The 14,853-nt window shown below is 69.3% G+C and carries 14 protein-coding genes and 1 pseudogene; 13 read left to right on the top strand and 2 right to left on the bottom strand.

Features of this window, described 5'->3' with window-relative positions; all coding sequences use genetic code 11:
* Positions 1–53: 53 nt before the first annotated feature.
* Together IE255_RS08405 and IE255_RS08400 are read right to left on the bottom strand one after the other, a co-directional pair.
* Entirely contained in the window at positions 54–1,274 is a 1,221-nt protein-coding gene (locus IE255_RS08405; RefSeq protein WP_190049552.1) for an MFS transporter, read from the bottom strand.
* 137 nt (positions 1,275–1,411) lie between these two features.
* Positions 1,412–2,656: a cytochrome P450 gene (locus IE255_RS08400; protein ID WP_190049551.1), complete on the bottom strand. Its 1,245-nt coding sequence runs from the start codon at positions 2,654–2,656 to the stop codon at positions 1,412–1,414.
* 635 nt (positions 2,657–3,291) lie between these two features.
* Here IE255_RS08400 and IE255_RS08395 point away from each other — a divergent pair.
* The 13 genes and pseudogenes from IE255_RS08395 to IE255_RS39065 all read left to right on the top strand — a co-directional run bounded on the left by IE255_RS08395 (position 3,292) and on the right by IE255_RS39065 (position 14,820).
* Positions 3,292–4,245 carry an ACP S-malonyltransferase gene (locus tag IE255_RS08395; protein ID WP_190049550.1) on the top strand — a complete coding sequence of 318 codons (954 nt, stop codon included), beginning with the start codon at positions 3,292–3,294 and terminating at the stop codon, positions 4,243–4,245.
* A gap of 42 nt (positions 4,246–4,287) precedes the next feature.
* Positions 4,288–5,589, top strand: coding sequence for an NAD(P)/FAD-dependent oxidoreductase (locus tag IE255_RS08390; RefSeq protein WP_190049549.1), 1,302 nt, complete (start codon positions 4,288–4,290; stop codon positions 5,587–5,589).
* Entirely contained in the window at positions 5,586–6,659 is a 1,074-nt protein-coding gene (locus tag IE255_RS08385) for an amidohydrolase family protein (RefSeq protein ID WP_190049548.1), read from the top strand. The genes IE255_RS08390 and IE255_RS08385 overlap by 4 nt, the downstream gene beginning before the upstream one ends.
* A complete protein-coding gene (locus IE255_RS08380) occupies positions 6,656–6,985 on the top strand; it encodes a Dabb family protein (RefSeq protein WP_190049547.1) in 330 nt (109 codons plus the stop codon). Before IE255_RS08385 ends, IE255_RS08380 begins: the two co-directional genes overlap by 4 nt.
* Positions 6,982–7,725 (top strand): SDR family NAD(P)-dependent oxidoreductase, encoded by a 744-nt coding sequence (locus tag IE255_RS08375; protein WP_190049546.1) that lies wholly within the window; start codon positions 6,982–6,984, stop codon positions 7,723–7,725. Before IE255_RS08380 ends, IE255_RS08375 begins: the two co-directional genes overlap by 4 nt.
* Positions 7,718–8,731, top strand: coding sequence for a class I SAM-dependent methyltransferase (locus IE255_RS08370; protein WP_190049545.1), 1,014 nt, complete (start codon positions 7,718–7,720; stop codon positions 8,729–8,731). Before IE255_RS08375 ends, IE255_RS08370 begins: the two co-directional genes overlap by 8 nt.
* An 11-nt stretch (positions 8,732–8,742) precedes the next feature.
* The gene (locus tag IE255_RS08365) at positions 8,743–10,002 is read left to right on the top strand and encodes a beta-ketoacyl-[acyl-carrier-protein] synthase family protein (RefSeq protein ID WP_229906323.1); all 1,260 of its coding nucleotides are present in this window, start codon (positions 8,743–8,745) and stop codon (positions 10,000–10,002) included.
* Complete coding sequence (locus tag IE255_RS08360) at positions 9,999–11,195, top strand: beta-ketoacyl-[acyl-carrier-protein] synthase family protein (RefSeq protein WP_190049543.1); 1,197 nt, start codon at positions 9,999–10,001, stop codon at positions 11,193–11,195. The genes IE255_RS08365 and IE255_RS08360 overlap by 4 nt, the downstream gene beginning before the upstream one ends.
* Positions 11,196–11,221: 26 nt before the next feature.
* Positions 11,222–11,452, top strand: coding sequence for an acyl carrier protein (locus IE255_RS08355; protein ID WP_190049542.1), 231 nt, complete (start codon positions 11,222–11,224; stop codon positions 11,450–11,452).
* Positions 11,453–11,481: 29 nt separating this feature from the next.
* A complete protein-coding gene (locus IE255_RS08350) occupies positions 11,482–11,979 on the top strand; it encodes an aromatase/cyclase (protein ID WP_190049541.1) in 498 nt (165 codons plus the stop codon).
* Complete coding sequence (locus tag IE255_RS08345) at positions 11,979–12,746, top strand: cyclase family protein (protein ID WP_190049540.1); 768 nt, start codon at positions 11,979–11,981, stop codon at positions 12,744–12,746. The genes IE255_RS08350 and IE255_RS08345 overlap by 1 nt, the downstream gene beginning before the upstream one ends.
* A gap of 28 nt (positions 12,747–12,774) precedes the next feature.
* Positions 12,775–13,404 (top strand): annotated as a pseudogene (locus IE255_RS39070) (TIGR03086 family metal-binding protein); the annotation flags it as partial.
* 132 nt (positions 13,405–13,536) lie between these two features.
* Positions 13,537–14,820 (top strand): adenosylmethionine--8-amino-7-oxononanoate transaminase, encoded by a 1,284-nt coding sequence (locus tag IE255_RS39065; protein WP_229906363.1) that lies wholly within the window; start codon positions 13,537–13,539, stop codon positions 14,818–14,820.
* Positions 14,821–14,853: the final 33 nt, after the last annotated feature.

The following is a 14,853-nucleotide window of genomic DNA, read 5'->3' as shown; positions in this document are numbered from 1 at the left end:
GCCTCGAGAACGAGGCCGCCCCCCTGGCCCCCTGACGTCGCATCAACGTCGGGTCATCGGCCGGCCGGTGCTGCTTCCGGCGAGGTTTCCGTCCTGGCCCTCTTCCCGTGGACGACGGTGAGCGTGGTGGCGACCAGAGCCAGGACGGCTGCGGGAAGACCGAGCGACGTCACCGGCAGCCAGTCCTGTGCGATGCCGCCGAGTCCGCCGCCCAGAGCCACGCCCAGGAAGACTGCGGAGGAGTTGAGGCCGAACAGGACTGGCGCTGAGGCGGGAGCAAAGCTGACCAGCCGATATTGTTGGATCACTGATGGGGCTCCGTCTGTTACGCCCCAGATTGCGGCCCACACGATGACGACGGCCAGGTTGTTGACCGCGAGAGGGCTGATGGCGAGCAGGACTGTCGCGGCAGCGAGTGCCGCAACCGCGACGCGAATCGTGGGAAGACTGTCCACGAGGTAACCGGCGAGCAGATTGCCGACCACCGCGCCGATACCCCACGCCAGCAGAATCAGGGTCAGTGCCTGGGTGAACGTCCCGGCGGTGGCATCCGCCGTCACCGCTCCGATGTAGGTGTAGACCATATAGTGTCCGCCCATCACCAGCAGGGTCGCCAACAAGGTGACGATCATCCTGGGCTGACGGAGCGGCGCCAGGCGCGCGCCGAGGCTCGTGGCGGGCAGCGTGATTTTGGGCAGACCCACCGATGTCCCGATTGCTGCGATGACTCCGAGAGCAGCCACTGCCCAGAGCGTAAGGCGCCAGTCGACATGGCCGATCATGTTGCCGAACGGCATACCCAGTGCTGTGGAGACGGTGAGTCCGCCGATGACAAACGCCATCGCACGCCCTCGCCGTTCCTCCGGCGTGACCGCCACCGCGGCGCTGGAAGCCGTGGCCGTAATGGTGGCTGCCCCGACAGCTGTGAGGACACGGGAGAACAACGCCAGTTCGTAGTTGGGACTCAGCGCGGTAACCGCGTTGCCCACGGTGAACACGACCAGTGCCAGCTGAAGTGCTGTGCGACGGTCCAGCGGGCTCAGTAACCAACCAAGAACCGGTGCGGTAACAGCGAACGTCAGGGCAAATGCTGTCACTAACTGGCCGGCAGCCGCGATGCTGACGTCGAAATCGGCAGCAATGGCGGGTAGCAGGCCGGCGATGACGAACGCGTCGGTGCCGACCGCGAAGGTGGCCAGGGCAAGGGGAAGTAGGGGCTTCATGAACTGGCCGGAAGCCTTCCGTCCGGGTTCACTGACCTCTGTGGGATTCACTCTTGTCCTCGTTCCTGTGTGGCGATCAGACTGAACTTCGCGCGCCGTGGTCTGGTGTGATGCGCCGGAAGTCCCGGTCTTGAGTCTCTCGGTGGCTGTCGGTGTCTGCTGGAGCGTTCTTTTTCGTGCGCGTCACACTAGGCAGGCGTCAGGTGGACTCGAAGCCCCTGGAGCCCGTGCAGGGTCAAGGACTGCTTCCACACCGGTTCCGCGGCGAGTTCGATTCGGGAGAACTTGCGTGTCAGTCCCTGTAGGGCAAAACGACCTTCGAGCCGGGCAAGGGCTGCTCCCAGGCAGAAATGTATGCCGCCCCCGAAGGAAACCGGCTTGACATCGGTCCGGCGCACGTCCAGGCGATCGGGGTCGCGGTATCGGCTCGGATCACGATTCGCTGCGCCGAGCAACGCCACGATCGATTCGCCGGCCGGGATCGTGACGTCGCCGAGCTGGAGATCGTTGCGCGCTGTCCGGGGACTGAGCTGCACTGAGGCGTCATACCTCAAGAGCTCCTCCACGGCCCCTGCCGCCAGGTCCGGTTCGCGACGCAGGGCGAGCATCTGATCGGGGTTGCGAAGCAGGGCCAGGAGGCCGTTGCCGATCAGGTTCGTCGTGCTTTCGAAGCCGGCACCGAACAGGAACTGAACCAAGCTCATGAGCTCACGGTGACTCAACTGTTCACCATCGTCCTCCGCCGCGAGCAGTGTCGAGACGAGGTCGTCCTCCGGGCGCTTGCGCCGCTTGGCGATCAACTCTTCGAAGTAGTCGTCGATCGCTATTGCCGCGCTGTCTGCGGTGGCCAGCTGCGCCGGGCTCGGACGCGGCTCCATCGCGAGCGTCACGTCCCGGAAGAGCTGCTGGAATCGAGGCCAGTCTTCCCGGGGCACTCCGATGATCTCGCTGATCACCGAGGCCGGCAGCGGGAAGGCGAACTCACGGAGAATGTCCACCTCTCCCGCGTTCTCGGCGAGAGGCGTCAAGAGCTCGTCGACCAGTTGCTCGATCTTCGGCTCCAGCTTGGCGATGGAGTGAGCTGTAAAACCCTTGCTGATCAGCTTTCGCTGCCGCGTGTGCTTCGGGGGATTCGACCATATGAGGTGCTCTAGTACGCGTGTGTAAGACGGGTGGTCCGCCCAGTCCTCGACGCCTTGAGCGCGGATGAAACTCTGCACGTCTTTGCCGACCTCGGTCGATCGAAGAACATCGACGACCTGGGCGTACCCGCTCAAGACCCAGTGACCAGCTTGGCTGCGAGCCACCGGCGCGACTTCGCGCAGGCGATGATAGGTCGGATACGGGTCGGCGGCGCACGCCGGGTTCGTGAACAACTCGCCGAGTATGCTGTCGACTTCGGCCGCCGACGCCTGCTGGGTGTAGGAACTCATCATTTCCTCATGACTCGTGAACCAAGCCGCACGATCACGTACTCACCACGTGGCGGTTCAGTTCCGACGGATCGAGAAACGCCCTCAAGCCCTCGTCCCGCCCCGGTGACCGCGAGCAACTCGATGAAGTCCGCTCGACCGGTACAGCCGGGTCTTTGACGTTGGCGTCGCGCGGCTAGGTCACACCGGGCCCTCCTGCGTCGTCCGAACACCTCGGGGGCGCGGCATTGCCGCTTAGTCAGTATGACTGATGATTTGCGTTGTTGTCAATCTTGGATGGCGATGATGGATCCGGCGGAAGGTGATGGTGTGTGCAGCGCCCCGGCGGCGTGCAGCAGCTCGCGGGCCCGGGCTGGAAATCGTCCTCGAGCGGGCTGAGTCCGAGGCTCCGATCCCGGACCGGGTCGGTCCGTTCAGGTGTCGGGTTCATCAGGAAGACCAGGTCAGGCGGCGTCCGGCAGTCCGAGGCCTCCGGCCGGCGCGCCGGTGCCGGCTCCCCGCGGGGGCGGCCGCCGCGGCGGCGGCGGGCTGGCTCAATCGTATCTGCCACTGATCATCAGTAATGCCTATTGACAGGATAAAAGATAATCTGTAAAGATGATCGACGCATCAGGAGTTAACGGGGGAGAACTCAGATGTCGATCCAGACCGCATTCGTCTATCCCGGCCAGGGGAGTCAGGTCGTCGGGATGGGGGCCGACCTGATGCACGACCGGCCTCGGATGACAGAGGTGTTCGAGCACGTCGAGGCCGTCACGGGTCGTCCTGTGATCGAGCCGATGGTGCACGGTCCGGAGGACCGGCTACGCGAGACGGGGACGGCCCAGCTCGTCCTGTTCACCTTCGGTGTCGCAATGACCCGGGCCCTCACCGAGGAAGGCGTCGTACCCCAGCTGGTCGCGGGTCACAGCCTCGGCGAGTTCACCGCCCTCGTCGCCGGCGGCTGGCTCGATCTGGACGAGGCCGCCGCGACCGTGGTGCGGCGCGCTCACGCCATGGCCCGCTGCTGCCAGGAGCGGCCCGGTGCGATGGCGGCGGTGCTGGGCATCGACTCGGACGAGGTCGCCCGGGTCCTGGCGCAGCACCCCGGGCGACGCGACGACGGGCGCCCGGGCACCGCCGTCATCGCCAACTACAACTCTCCTCGGCAGACCGTCATCTCCGGCGACGCCGCGACCGTCGAGGAGATCAGGGAGGCGATCCGTGCGGAGTCGATCGCCGTCTCTCGGCCCCTGCCCGTAGCAGGCGCGTTCCACTCGCCGCTCATGCGGCCCGCCGAGGACGAGCTCAGGGCCACGATCGCCGCCCTGCCGCTGCGCCGTGGTCACACGCCGATGATCAGCAGCGTCACCGGCGAGCTGGTCACCGACCTCGAGCGCTACCGCGACGTCCTGGCCCACCAGATCACCGCACCCGTGCACTGGACGCGGACGGCCCGTCGGATCGTCGCCCACCGGCCGAGCCGGATCGTCGAGGTCGGCCCCGGAACCACATTGCGCAGCTTGATCCGCAAGGTCGATCGCGGACAGGAGATCCATCCCTGCGGCGACACGACCCACCTGCGTGCCCTCACCGGCACGCGCGGCTGAGACACGACCGGAAGTTCCACGGAACAGAAGGAGACGTCCGACATGACCCGTACTTACGACGCCATCGTCATCGGTGGAGGCCCCTCCGGAGCCACCACGGCCGGACTGTTGGCCAAGGCCGGGCACGACGTGCTGGTCCTGGAGAAGGAACAGTTCCCCCGCTACCACATAGGTGAGTCGCTCATACCTGGCCTGAACACCGTCATCGACGAGCTCGGCGTCCGGGACGCCGTCGATGCCGCCGGTTTCACCCGCAAGGCGGGTATCTCGCTGCTCTGGGGAGCCGAGGGCAAGCTGTGGAGCATCGCGTTCGGGGAGAGCGGCCCCTACGACTACACGTGGCAGGTCAAGCGCGCTGATTTCGACCTCATATTACTTGAGCACGCACGCAAGCTCGGAGCCATGGTCGTCGAGCATGCGTCGGTGCGCGAGGTACTGACCAGCGATGGCCGGGCCACCGGCGTGACGTACACGGTCGGCCGCGGGACGGAGCCGATCCGGGCGGAGGCCCGCTACATCGTCGACGCCTCCGGCCAGGCCAAGATTCTCGGCCGGGAGTTCGGGCTGGTCGAAATGCACGACGACCTGAAGAACCTGGCCGTGTGGACCTACTACCAGGGTGGCCGGCGGCTTCCGGACGAGCTGTCCGGCAACATCCTCGTCGAGAACCACCCGGACGGCTGGCTCTGGGTCATCCCGCTGTCCGACGGCACCCAGAGCGTGGGATTCGTAGGCCCGAACGACCAGATCGCCGAGGACACACGGCCGAATCTGGAGCTGCTCGAAAGCAAGATCGCCACGTCGCGCGAGGCCAAGCAGCTGCTGCGGGACGCCACCCAGGTGGCGGGATGCCGCACGGCGAAGGACTGGTCCTACACCTGCTCCCGGTTCTACGGACCCGGCTACCTGATGGTCGGCGACGCCGCGGCCTTCATCGACCCGCTGTTCTCCACCGGGGTCACGCTCGCGATGAAGGGCGCCAGCTCGGCCGCGGCCACCATCTCCGCGATGCTGCACGAGCCTGCCCGCGAGGACGAGTTCGCGCAGGCCTACGACGAGGGCCTGCGCGACTTCCTCGGCACCGTGCTGTCCTTCGTGCGCTTCTTCTACGACGCCAGCAAGGACGTCGAGGCGTACTGGGCCAAGGCGAAGGATCTGATCGACCCGATCGGCCGGATGACCGCCCGGGACGACTTCATCATCATGGTCTCCGGCCTCAACGCCGAGCTGGCCGTGATGCAGCCGCACCACGACGCGGCACCGGACGGCGTCGCGGAGGGCCGCCTGGCCACGAGCCGCAACATGGGCATGCCGTGGGCCCACGTCGAGACAGTGAAACGATGACGGTCGTCGACGCGCACGCGCACGGGTTACCACCGTGGGTCCAGTCGGCGTTCCTGGAGTGGCTCGCCGAGTCGGGTTCGACGGCCGAAGGGCCCCCGGGGCTCTGGTCGTCCCCGGCGTTCGACGGCCCGGAGCGGCAGGTGGCCGACGCCGATCTGCACGGGATCGAGACCACCGTACTGACGCACAGCTCGAACGCCGTGGCAGCGCTGCACGCGGCCGCACTGCGCGGCGAGCGGCGGCGAGGGCCGGCCGACACCATCGCCACGGTCAACGACGAGATGCGGGCGTGGGCCACGCGGACCGGTGGGCGTCTGCAGGCCGCGCGTTGGGTGGACCCCCGGTTCGTCGACTCGGCCGAGACCGAGATCGAGCGGGCGGCCACGGACGGAGGCATCCCCGCGATCTCGATGAACAGCGCTTACCTGGAGCCCTCGACCGGCCGGCTGCGGTTCCTCGACGACCCGGCGTTCGCCCCGGTGCTGGCCGCCGCCGAGGCGAGCGGCGTCGTCCTGTTCGTCCATCCCTCGGCGAAGTTCCACCTCGGGTCCGAGCCGCCGCTGCCCGGACGCGCCGAACATCTGCTGACCGGCGCCCTGTCCATGCTGGTCGAGACGACCCTCTGCATCACCCGCCTGGTGCTGAGTGGCAGGCTCGAGCAGCACTCCGGGCTGCGGCTGGTGTTCGGCCAGCTCGGTGGTGTGCTGCCGATCGCGCTCGGCCGGTTCGACCTGATCCACCGGCTCCTCGCCGGTGCGGACGCTGACGCCGCGCGGGCCTCCGGCGCGTTGCGCCACCTGCGCGACTACGCCGGCAACATCTACGCGGACACGCACTCCGCCGACGCCACCGGGCTGCGGTGCGCCCTCGAGGCGCTCGGGGAGGAGCGGATCCTGTTCGGCAGCGACTTCCCGGTGACGCCCGGCGAGCTCGGGCGCGCCGGCGCGCTGGAGGTGCTGCGGGGGGCCTCACTCCCGACGGCGACGCTCCACGCCATCGAATCCGGCAACGCCCGGGCGTTACTCGGGCTGGGTGAGCCGCTGACCGTCCGCGACAAGGGAGCAGCATGATCGCGCATGTCGTCCTCTACCGATATCCGGAATCGATGTCCGAGACGGATCGGGCCCGGTTCCGCGACGAGCTCGCCGAGGCCACCCGGAGGACGGGCGTGGTCGAACGGTTCACGGCGGGTCGGCACGTCCCGCTGCCGGCCGACGACGCGGCGACCGAGTCGCTGTACTCGGTGGCCGCACGGTGGGAGTTCACCGATCTCGAGCAGTTGCGCGCCTTCTCCGTGCACCCCGCCATGAGCGACGTGGTGGACGTCTGGGTCCGCCGTCTCGGCATCGGCGTCGCTTTCGCCAACACCGCAGACGAACAGGAAATACGAACATGACAGTCTTAACAGACAGGGTCTGCCTCGTCACCGGCGCCGCATCCGGGATCGGCCGGGCGACCGCCCGCGTTCTCGCGGACGCCGGAGCGTCGGTGATGGCCCTCGACGTGGACGACGTGGGCCTGAAGTCCCTCGCCGAGGAGACCACCCTTCTCGGCGTCCGCCATCTCGACGTGGCCGACTCCGACGCGGTGCGCGACGCGGTCTCCGAGGTCGTCGCGCGGGCCGGCCGGATCCACGCGTGCCTGACGTTCGCCGCCGTCGTCGACAACTGGGGACCACCGGCCGAGCTCGACGACGAGCTGTGGACGAGGGTGCTCGACGTCAACCTACGAGGGACCACGGGCGTGTGCCGCGCGGTACTGCCCTCGATGTCCGCGGGCGGATCGATCGTGACCTGCTCAAGCATCGCGGGCGGGCTCAAGCCGAGCCCGTCCCGGGCGCCGTACACCGCGGCCAAGGCCGGGATCGTCGCGCACACCCGGGATCTCGCCGTCGCCTACGGTCCGGCGGGGATCCGGGTCAACACGATCATCCCGGGATTCATCGACACCCCGATGTCCCGGAAGCTGGTGCGGGGACACGAGGAGCAGGCCGAGGCGGAGCGGGGACGCATTCCGCTGCGCCGACTCGGCACCGCGCACGAGGTCGCGGACGTCGCCCGCTTCCTCGTGTCCGACGCGTCCTCCTACGTAACCGGCGCCACGCTCGTCGTGGACGGAGGGCTGAGCCTTGTCTGAGCAGTCCGTCACCACACCCACACCAGCCCGTATCCACGATTTCGCCTGGGGGCTGGGGCGTACGGCCACCCTGGTCACGGCGCTCGACCTGGACGTCTTCACGGCCATCGCCGAGGGCAACGACACGCTGGAGGATCTGGGCCGCCGCACCGGTGCGAGCAGGCGGGGCCTGCACGCGCTGCTCACCGCGCTGCACGCGTCGGAGTTCGTGCATCGCGAGGGCGACCGCTACCGACTGGCCGACGACGTCGCGACGTACCTGGTCCGCGGCTCGCGTGCCTACCTCGGGGACATGCGGCACATCCACCGGGAGCTGAACTACCGGATCTGGCCCCAGCTCACCGAAGCGGTGCGCAGCGGCATTCCGTGCAAGGAGATCTTCGCCGACCGGGCGGACGATGTCTGGGGCAAGATCACGCCCTATCTGGACGCACTCGGGGTGGGCGCCGGGCGATGGATCGCCGGCGCCGTCGAGGGCCTGGTCCGGCCCCGGCCCCGGATCCTCGACGTGGGGTGCGGGTACGGCGGCACCGGCCGCGCTCTGACGGAGAGCTGGGGTGGCACGGTCGTCGGCATCGACCGGGAGATCTCGGTGTCCGAGGCCCGTAGGCTCGCCCGTGACGCGGGGTTGGGGGACCGGGCCGAGTACCGGTCCGGGGACCTGTTCACCGAGCCCTGGGGCGGGCCCTACGACGTGGTGCTGCTGGGCAATCTGCTGCACGGGTACCCGCCCGCGCAGGTGCGCGAGATTCTGCGGCTGTCCGCGGCGGCGCTGGCGGACGACGGCGTGCTGCTGCTCTACGAGATCGTCCCGGACGACACGGAGACCGATCCCGTCGGCGCGTTCTTCTCCCTCCAGATGCTGATGACGAGTGAGGGCTCGGCACACAGCCTCGACGACTACGGCCAGTGGCTCGCCGAGGCGGGCCTGCCGGTCCGCCGACAGCTACGGTCGCCGACCGGGCCGGGCACGCTCGTGGCCGCTACGCGTGGGGCTGTGTCGTGAGGCGGGTCGCCGTGACCGGGCTCGGAGTCCTGTCCCCCAACGGCATCGGGACCAAGGACTTCATGGCCGGGCTCTGCGCCGGCCGCTCCGGGGTGATCGCCGCCCGCGAGTTCGACACGTCCGGGCTGGCCTCCCGGATCTACGGGACGCTGCCCGAGTGCGATCTGCCCGGCCTCTCCGTCGATCACAGCGCCGGCGACGACCGGGTCGTCCGGATCGCCATGCGAGCTGCCCAGGAGGCCATCGCCTCGGCCGGCCTGCTCGACGACGACATCGCCCCGGAACGGGTCGGTGTCGTCATGGCCAACGCGATCGGCGGAACGAAGTTCATGACCGAGCACTTCCCGCGGATCACCGGCGGCGGCACGTCCGCGATCGACGTGGCCGCGGCCCACCCACGCCTGCACGTCGCGGCCACGTTCAACCGGCCCGCGGCGGCGATCGCCGACGCGCACGGGATGCGCGGCCCGGTGACGACCCCGGCCACCGGATGCACCGGGGGCAACGACGCGGTCGGTTTCGCGCTCGACACGATCCGCCGCGGCGAGGCGGACGTGATGGTCACCGGCGCCGCCGAAGCTCCGCTGACCCCGTTCGTCGTCGCCTGCTTCGACGTGATCGGTGCCCTGTCCACGCGCAACGACGATCCGGAGGGCGCCTCCCGGCCGTTCGACGCCGATCGGGACGGGTTCGTACTCGGCGAGGGTGCCGGTGTGGCCGTGCTCGAGGAATGGGAGCACGCCCGCCGCCGAGGGGCGCCGATCCTCGCCGAGGTCCTCGGCTTCGGGAGCACGTCGAACGCGTTCCACATGACCGATCTGGCCAGTGACGGAACGCACCTCGCCCGTTCCTTCCAGCTCGCGCTGGACGACGCCCGGCTTCCCGCCACGAGCGTCGACTACGTCAACGCACACGGCAGCTCGACACCGCAGAACGACGTGTGCGAGACCAACGCGATCAAGACGGTGCTCGGGGCACACGCCTACCGGGTCCCGGTCAGCTCGATCAAGTCGATGGTCGGCCACGCGCTGGCAGCGGCGAACGCGCTGGAGCTCGTGGCGTGCGTGCTGGCCCTGGGCGACGGCGTGATCCCACCGACGATCAACCACCACACTCCCGGCGATGCCTGCGACCTCGACTACGTGCCCAATGAGGCACGGGAAGAACCGGTAGAGGTCATCGCCAGCCTGTCCAGCGGCTTCGGGGGAATCCACTCCACGGTCGTACTCGGCAGCCCGCGCAGGACCGGCTCCGGGGAGAGCGGACGATGACCGGCACGGTGATCACCGGAATCGGGCTCGCCCTGCCCGGTGCCTCGGACGCCGACCAGCTCTGGCGTTCGGTGACCGAGGGCCGGAGCGCCGTGCGGCCCATCGAGCGATTCGCCACGGACTCCTACCCCTGCCCGAACGCCGGCTTCCTGGCCGAGGAGACCGAGCGGGAGACCATCGGCACGTTCACCCCCAGGGTGCGCAAGCGGATGGACCGCTTCTGCCAGCTGGCGCTCTCCGCCGCCCGATCCGCCAAGGGCGACGCCGGGCTCGCCCCGAGCGCGGACGCCGATCGGACCGGCGTGTACATGGGCAACATGTTCGGTGGCTGGGAGATCACCGAACCGAGCCTGCGAGGCTTGCAGCAGCGGGGCTACACCGCGGTCAGCCCGCACATAGCGTCGGCGTGGTTCCCGACGGCGCCGCAGGGTCAGATCACCATCGGAAACGGTCTGACCGGCTTCAGCAAGACCCTCGTGGCGGACAGCGCGAGTGCCGCGCTGGCCATCGGCTACGGGGCCCGGGCGGTGGCGGAAGGGCGGGCCGACGTGCTGCTCGCGGGCGGCGCCGAGGCGCCCGTCACGCCGTACACGTACACGTTCTGTACCACCTCGGGCCGGCTGTCGCCCACCGGGACCTACCGCCCGGGGGACGATCAGGCGGACGGGTTCTGCGTCGGTGAGGGTGCCGTGATGCTCGTCCTCGAGCGCGACGAGACGGCCCGGGCACGCGGCGCGGTCCCGCTGGCCCGGCTGGCCGGCTTCGCCGTCCGGCACGTACCGGAGGACGAGGTGTTCGGGCCGTCCGGCTCGTCGGCGCTCGCCGCGGTCCTCACGGCAGCGCTCGACGAGGCCGGCACCGACCGCGTCGACTGCGTTGCTCTCGATGCACAGGGAACCTCCGACGCGGACGAATCCGAGCTGTCCGCGATCCGCTCGGTGCTCGGGCCGGTACCGCTCACCACGGCCAAGCCGGTGACCGGCAACCTGCTCGGCGCGGCGCCCGCGGTGGACGCGGCGGTCGCCCTGCTGTGCCTGCGACACGGAACGATCCCGCCGGTGGCGGGCTGCCGGCACCCGCGGGACGCGGACATCGTCGTCAGCACGCCCCTGGAGACGCCCGTCCGCACCGTCGCCCTGCTCGCCAGGGGCGCCGACGGCACGATCGCCGCGAGCGTGCTGCGGGCCATCTGATCCATTCGCCGTTTGAAGAAGGTGTCATGGCCACCACCAAGAGCACATACGACCAGGTGTTCGACGTCCTTGTCGAGGTCGGCCTGGAGCCGTCGGAGATCACCAGCGGGGCTGTGCTCCGCGGCGACCTGGGTGTGGACTCGGCCGAGCTCGTCGAGATCGTCAACCAGCTCGCCCCGGGCAAGGCGGACGGAAAGGCGCTGAAGTCCGTGGAGACCGTCGCCGACCTGGTCGCCTTCCTGGAAAACCTGGCCTGAACGAGCCGAACATCTCACGAGGGAGCCCCATGGAGCACACCGAGCACACCGTGACCGCGCAGGCGCCGCAGAGTGTCGTCTGGGAGGTGCTGGCCGACATCGAGAACTACCCGAACCTCTTCGAGGCCACCAAGTCCGCCGTCATCACAGAGCGAGGGGACGGCTACGAGATCGCACGGCTCGAGGTGGACGTCAGCGGGCAGCTCCAGGCGTGGACCACCCGCCGCGACCTGGACCCGGAACTGGGCGTCGTCGCTTACCGCCAGCTGGAGACCGCGCCGATCGTGGAACACATGAGCGGGGAATGGCGGGCGCTGCCGTACGGACCGGACCGCACCCAGATCGTGCTGACCCATGACTTCGCCGCCCGCGCGGAGGGGGCGGACGGAAAGGTGGCCGGCCAGTACACCCATGCCGAGGCCCACGAGATGCTCGCCGGGGCCATCGAGCGCAACAGTACGGCGCATCTGGCCGCCGTCCGCGACGAGGCGGAGCGCCGTGCCGCGAAGGCCAAGAGGGTCGTGTGATGGCCACGTTGATCGACCTCAGCGTGCCGACCGGCCCGGCCGCGAGCGAAGCGACTCCGGTGCACATCGACACCCTCACGCACGAGGAGGGGCCGAAGGTCCTCGGACTGAGCCCGTCCGACTTCCCGGACGGCATCGCCATTTCGAACGAGACGATCACGCTGACGACGCACACAGGGACCCACATGGACGCGCCGTTGCACTACGGCCCGCTCAGTGGCGGCAAACCGGCCCGGAGCATCGACAAGGTTCCCCTGGAGTGGTGCATCGGTCCGGGTGTCCGGCTCGATCTGCGACACGTCGGAGCCGGTGAGGAGATCAGCGAGGACGATGTGACCGAGGCACTGGGCGTCGCCGAACACACGCTCGGCGACGGGGACATCGTGCTGCTGTGGACCGGCGCCGACCGGTTGTGGGGAAGCAGCGAGTACCTGACCACCTATCCCGGCCTGTCGGGTGGCGCCACGCGGTTCCTGGTGGAGCGGGGCGTCCGGGTGATCGGCATCGACGCGTGGGGGCTGGACCGGCCGATGGCGAGCATGATCGCGGACTACCGGCGCAACGGGGACCCGCGAACGCTCTGGCCGGCGCACGTGTATGGGCGGGAGCGCGAGTACCTGCAGCTGGAGAAGCTGGCCAACCTCGACCGGCTGCCCGGTCCGACGGGATTCACCGTCATGTGCTTCCCGATACCGGTGGCGAACGCCGGGGCCGGGTGGACCCGGGTCGTGGCGGTGACCGGCAGGTTCGTCGAGTCCGACCGGTGACGGCCCGGCCCCGGGCCGCCCGATTCGTATGACGCCACGTAAGGGTTGCGCACCACGAGAAGGAGTCGAATCCATGAGCAACGCCGCAGCTTCCGCGCCCGTCCGGACCGGTGCGCCGCCAGACATCGTCACGGCACTCGCAGAGGCGGTGAGTCTGTTCGACGCGACGCTGACGGGAGTTCCGGACGACGCATGGGACACCGAGTCCCCGTGCTCCGACTGGTCCGTCCGGGACGTCGTGGGACACGTGATCGGCACCCTGGGCAAGATCGTCCTGATCGCGCGTGGCGAGCCCACGCCCCCCGCGCCGTCACAGCCCGGTGATGCGGCCGCGGTTGATCCGGCGACGGCGTGGCGGGACGCGGCGGCGGCGGCGCGCACGGCCGTCTCCGCGGCCGATCCGGATCTGAAGGTCGACACGCCGACCGGGCGCCAGAACCTGGCCAGGGCGCTGGCGTTCCCGGTCGCGGATGTCGCCGTACACGCCTGGGACATCGCGGCCGCGACCGGCCGGCAGATCCGGCTGCCAGACACCCTGCTCGCCCACATCGCGCACACCTGCGCGCAGGTACCGGAGGCGGCGCTGCGCGGTCCAGGGCGGATCGGTGAGGCGCTGCCGCCGGCGGCCGGAGCCGAGGACACCACGCGGATGATGGCCTGGCTCGGCCGGGACACCCAACGGTGGGCGACTCCGGGCGACGCCAGGACTCACGCGAGCCGGGCCGCGGGAACGGACTCCGCCGACCTGCTCGCCCTGGACCGCGCCCACGTGTGGCATCCCTTGCGCCCCATGCCGGGCGTGGACGAACCGCTGCTGGTCGCCGGAGCTGAAGGTGTCCGGCTGACACTCGCCGACGGCCGGGAACTCATCGACGGGATGTCGTCGTTCTGGGCTGCCATCCATGGCTACCGCAACCCGGTGCTGGACAAGGCACTGGCCGATCAGGCGAGTCGATTCGCGCACGTGATGTTCGGTGGCCTGACCCACGAGCCGGCGATCCGGCTCGCGAGGACGCTGGTGGAGCTGACGCCTGACGGCCTGGAGCACGTGTTCTTCTGCGACTCCGGGGCGGTGTCGGTCGAGGTCGCGCTGAAGATGTGCCTCCAGTACTGGAGTGCGTCAGGCCGCAGCGAGAAACGACGGATACTGACCTGGCGCCGTGGGTACCACGGCGCTACTTTCCACGCGATGAGCGTGTGCGACCCGGACGACGGGAGGCACGCGTCGTGGCGGGGCCTCCTGCCCGAGCAGGTATTCCTTCCGGCGCCGCCCGCGTCGTCGTCCACGAGCCTGCTGAACGCCACCGACCCGGCAGGGACCGACAACGAGCAGCTCGACTCGGCCTATGTCGACACCATGGCGCGGGCCATCGCGGAGCATGCCGACGAGCTGGCGGCAATCATCGTGGAACCGGTCGTGCAGAGCGCCGGGGGGATGCGCTTCCACGATCCCGGATACCTGCGGGTGCTCCGCGACCTTGCCGACGAGCACGACGTGCTTCTGGTCTTCGACGAGATGGCCACCGGATTCGGCCACACCGGTGCCATGTTCGCCGCCGACCACGTCGGCGTCACGCCCGACGTGATGTGCCTCGGCAAAGCGCTCACCGGCGGCTACATGTCCATGGCCGCGACGCTGTGCACGCCGCGCGTCGCGGCCGGGATCCGCCAGGGGGATCCGCCGGTGCTGGCGCACAGCCAGACCTTCATGGGCAACCCGCTGACGGCGGCCGTGGCCAACGCCTCGTTGGGTCTGCTCGCCGCCGGCGACTGGCGGAGTGACGTGACCCGGATCGAGAGGGCGCTTCGCCAGGGACTGCGGGCGGCAGTCAATGTCGACGGTGTCGCCGACGTCCGGGTTCTCGGCGCCATCGGGGTGATCGAACTCGACCACCCCGTCGACCCGCGGACGGCCGACGCGGCAATCAGCGAAGGCGTGTGGCTGCGTCCCTTCCGGAACCTGATCTACTGCCTGCCGCCCTACCTCTGCACGGACGATGACATCGCCCAGATCTGCGCCGCGATGGTCGCCGCCGCAAGCGTCGGGGCGGACCCGAAACAGCCACAGCACTAGGTATGTCCGACGAACACGCGGTTCCGCCGTTGC

It is taken from the genome of Streptomyces lomondensis (genome assembly GCF_014651035.1).
GTDB lineage: Bacteria > Actinomycetota > Actinomycetes > Streptomycetales > Streptomycetaceae > Streptomyces > Streptomyces lomondensis.
The sequence above is the reverse complement of the archived record's forward strand: the minus strand, read 5'-3'. Positions and strand labels throughout refer to the sequence as shown.

Excerpts from the sequence above, each read along its gene's own strand:
- IE255_RS08390 (WP_190049549.1), top strand. The coding sequence starts at position 4,288 with ATGACCCGTACTTACGACGCCATCGTCATCGGTGGAGGCCCCTCCGGA.
- IE255_RS08355 (WP_190049542.1), top strand. The coding sequence starts at position 11,222 with ATGGCCACCACCAAGAGCACATACGACCAGGTGTTCGACGTCCTTGTC.
- IE255_RS08345 (WP_190049540.1), top strand. The coding sequence starts at position 11,979 with ATGGCCACGTTGATCGACCTCAGCGTGCCGACCGGCCCGGCCGCGAGC.
- IE255_RS08385 (WP_190049548.1), top strand. The coding sequence starts at position 5,586 with ATGACGGTCGTCGACGCGCACGCGCACGGGTTACCACCGTGGGTCCAG.
- IE255_RS39065 (WP_229906363.1), top strand. The coding sequence starts at position 13,537 with ATGCCGGGCGTGGACGAACCGCTGCTGGTCGCCGGAGCTGAAGGTGTC.
- IE255_RS08350 (WP_190049541.1), top strand. The coding sequence starts at position 11,482 with ATGGAGCACACCGAGCACACCGTGACCGCGCAGGCGCCGCAGAGTGTC.
- IE255_RS08395 (WP_190049550.1), top strand. The coding sequence starts at position 3,292 with ATGTCGATCCAGACCGCATTCGTCTATCCCGGCCAGGGGAGTCAGGTC.
- IE255_RS08375 (WP_190049546.1), top strand. The coding sequence starts at position 6,982 with ATGACAGTCTTAACAGACAGGGTCTGCCTCGTCACCGGCGCCGCATCC.
- IE255_RS08400 (WP_190049551.1), bottom strand. The coding sequence starts at position 2,656 with ATGAGTTCCTACACCCAGCAGGCGTCGGCGGCCGAAGTCGACAGCATA.
- IE255_RS08380 (WP_190049547.1), top strand. The coding sequence starts at position 6,656 with ATGATCGCGCATGTCGTCCTCTACCGATATCCGGAATCGATGTCCGAG.
- IE255_RS08360 (WP_190049543.1), top strand. The coding sequence starts at position 9,999 with ATGACCGGCACGGTGATCACCGGAATCGGGCTCGCCCTGCCCGGTGCC.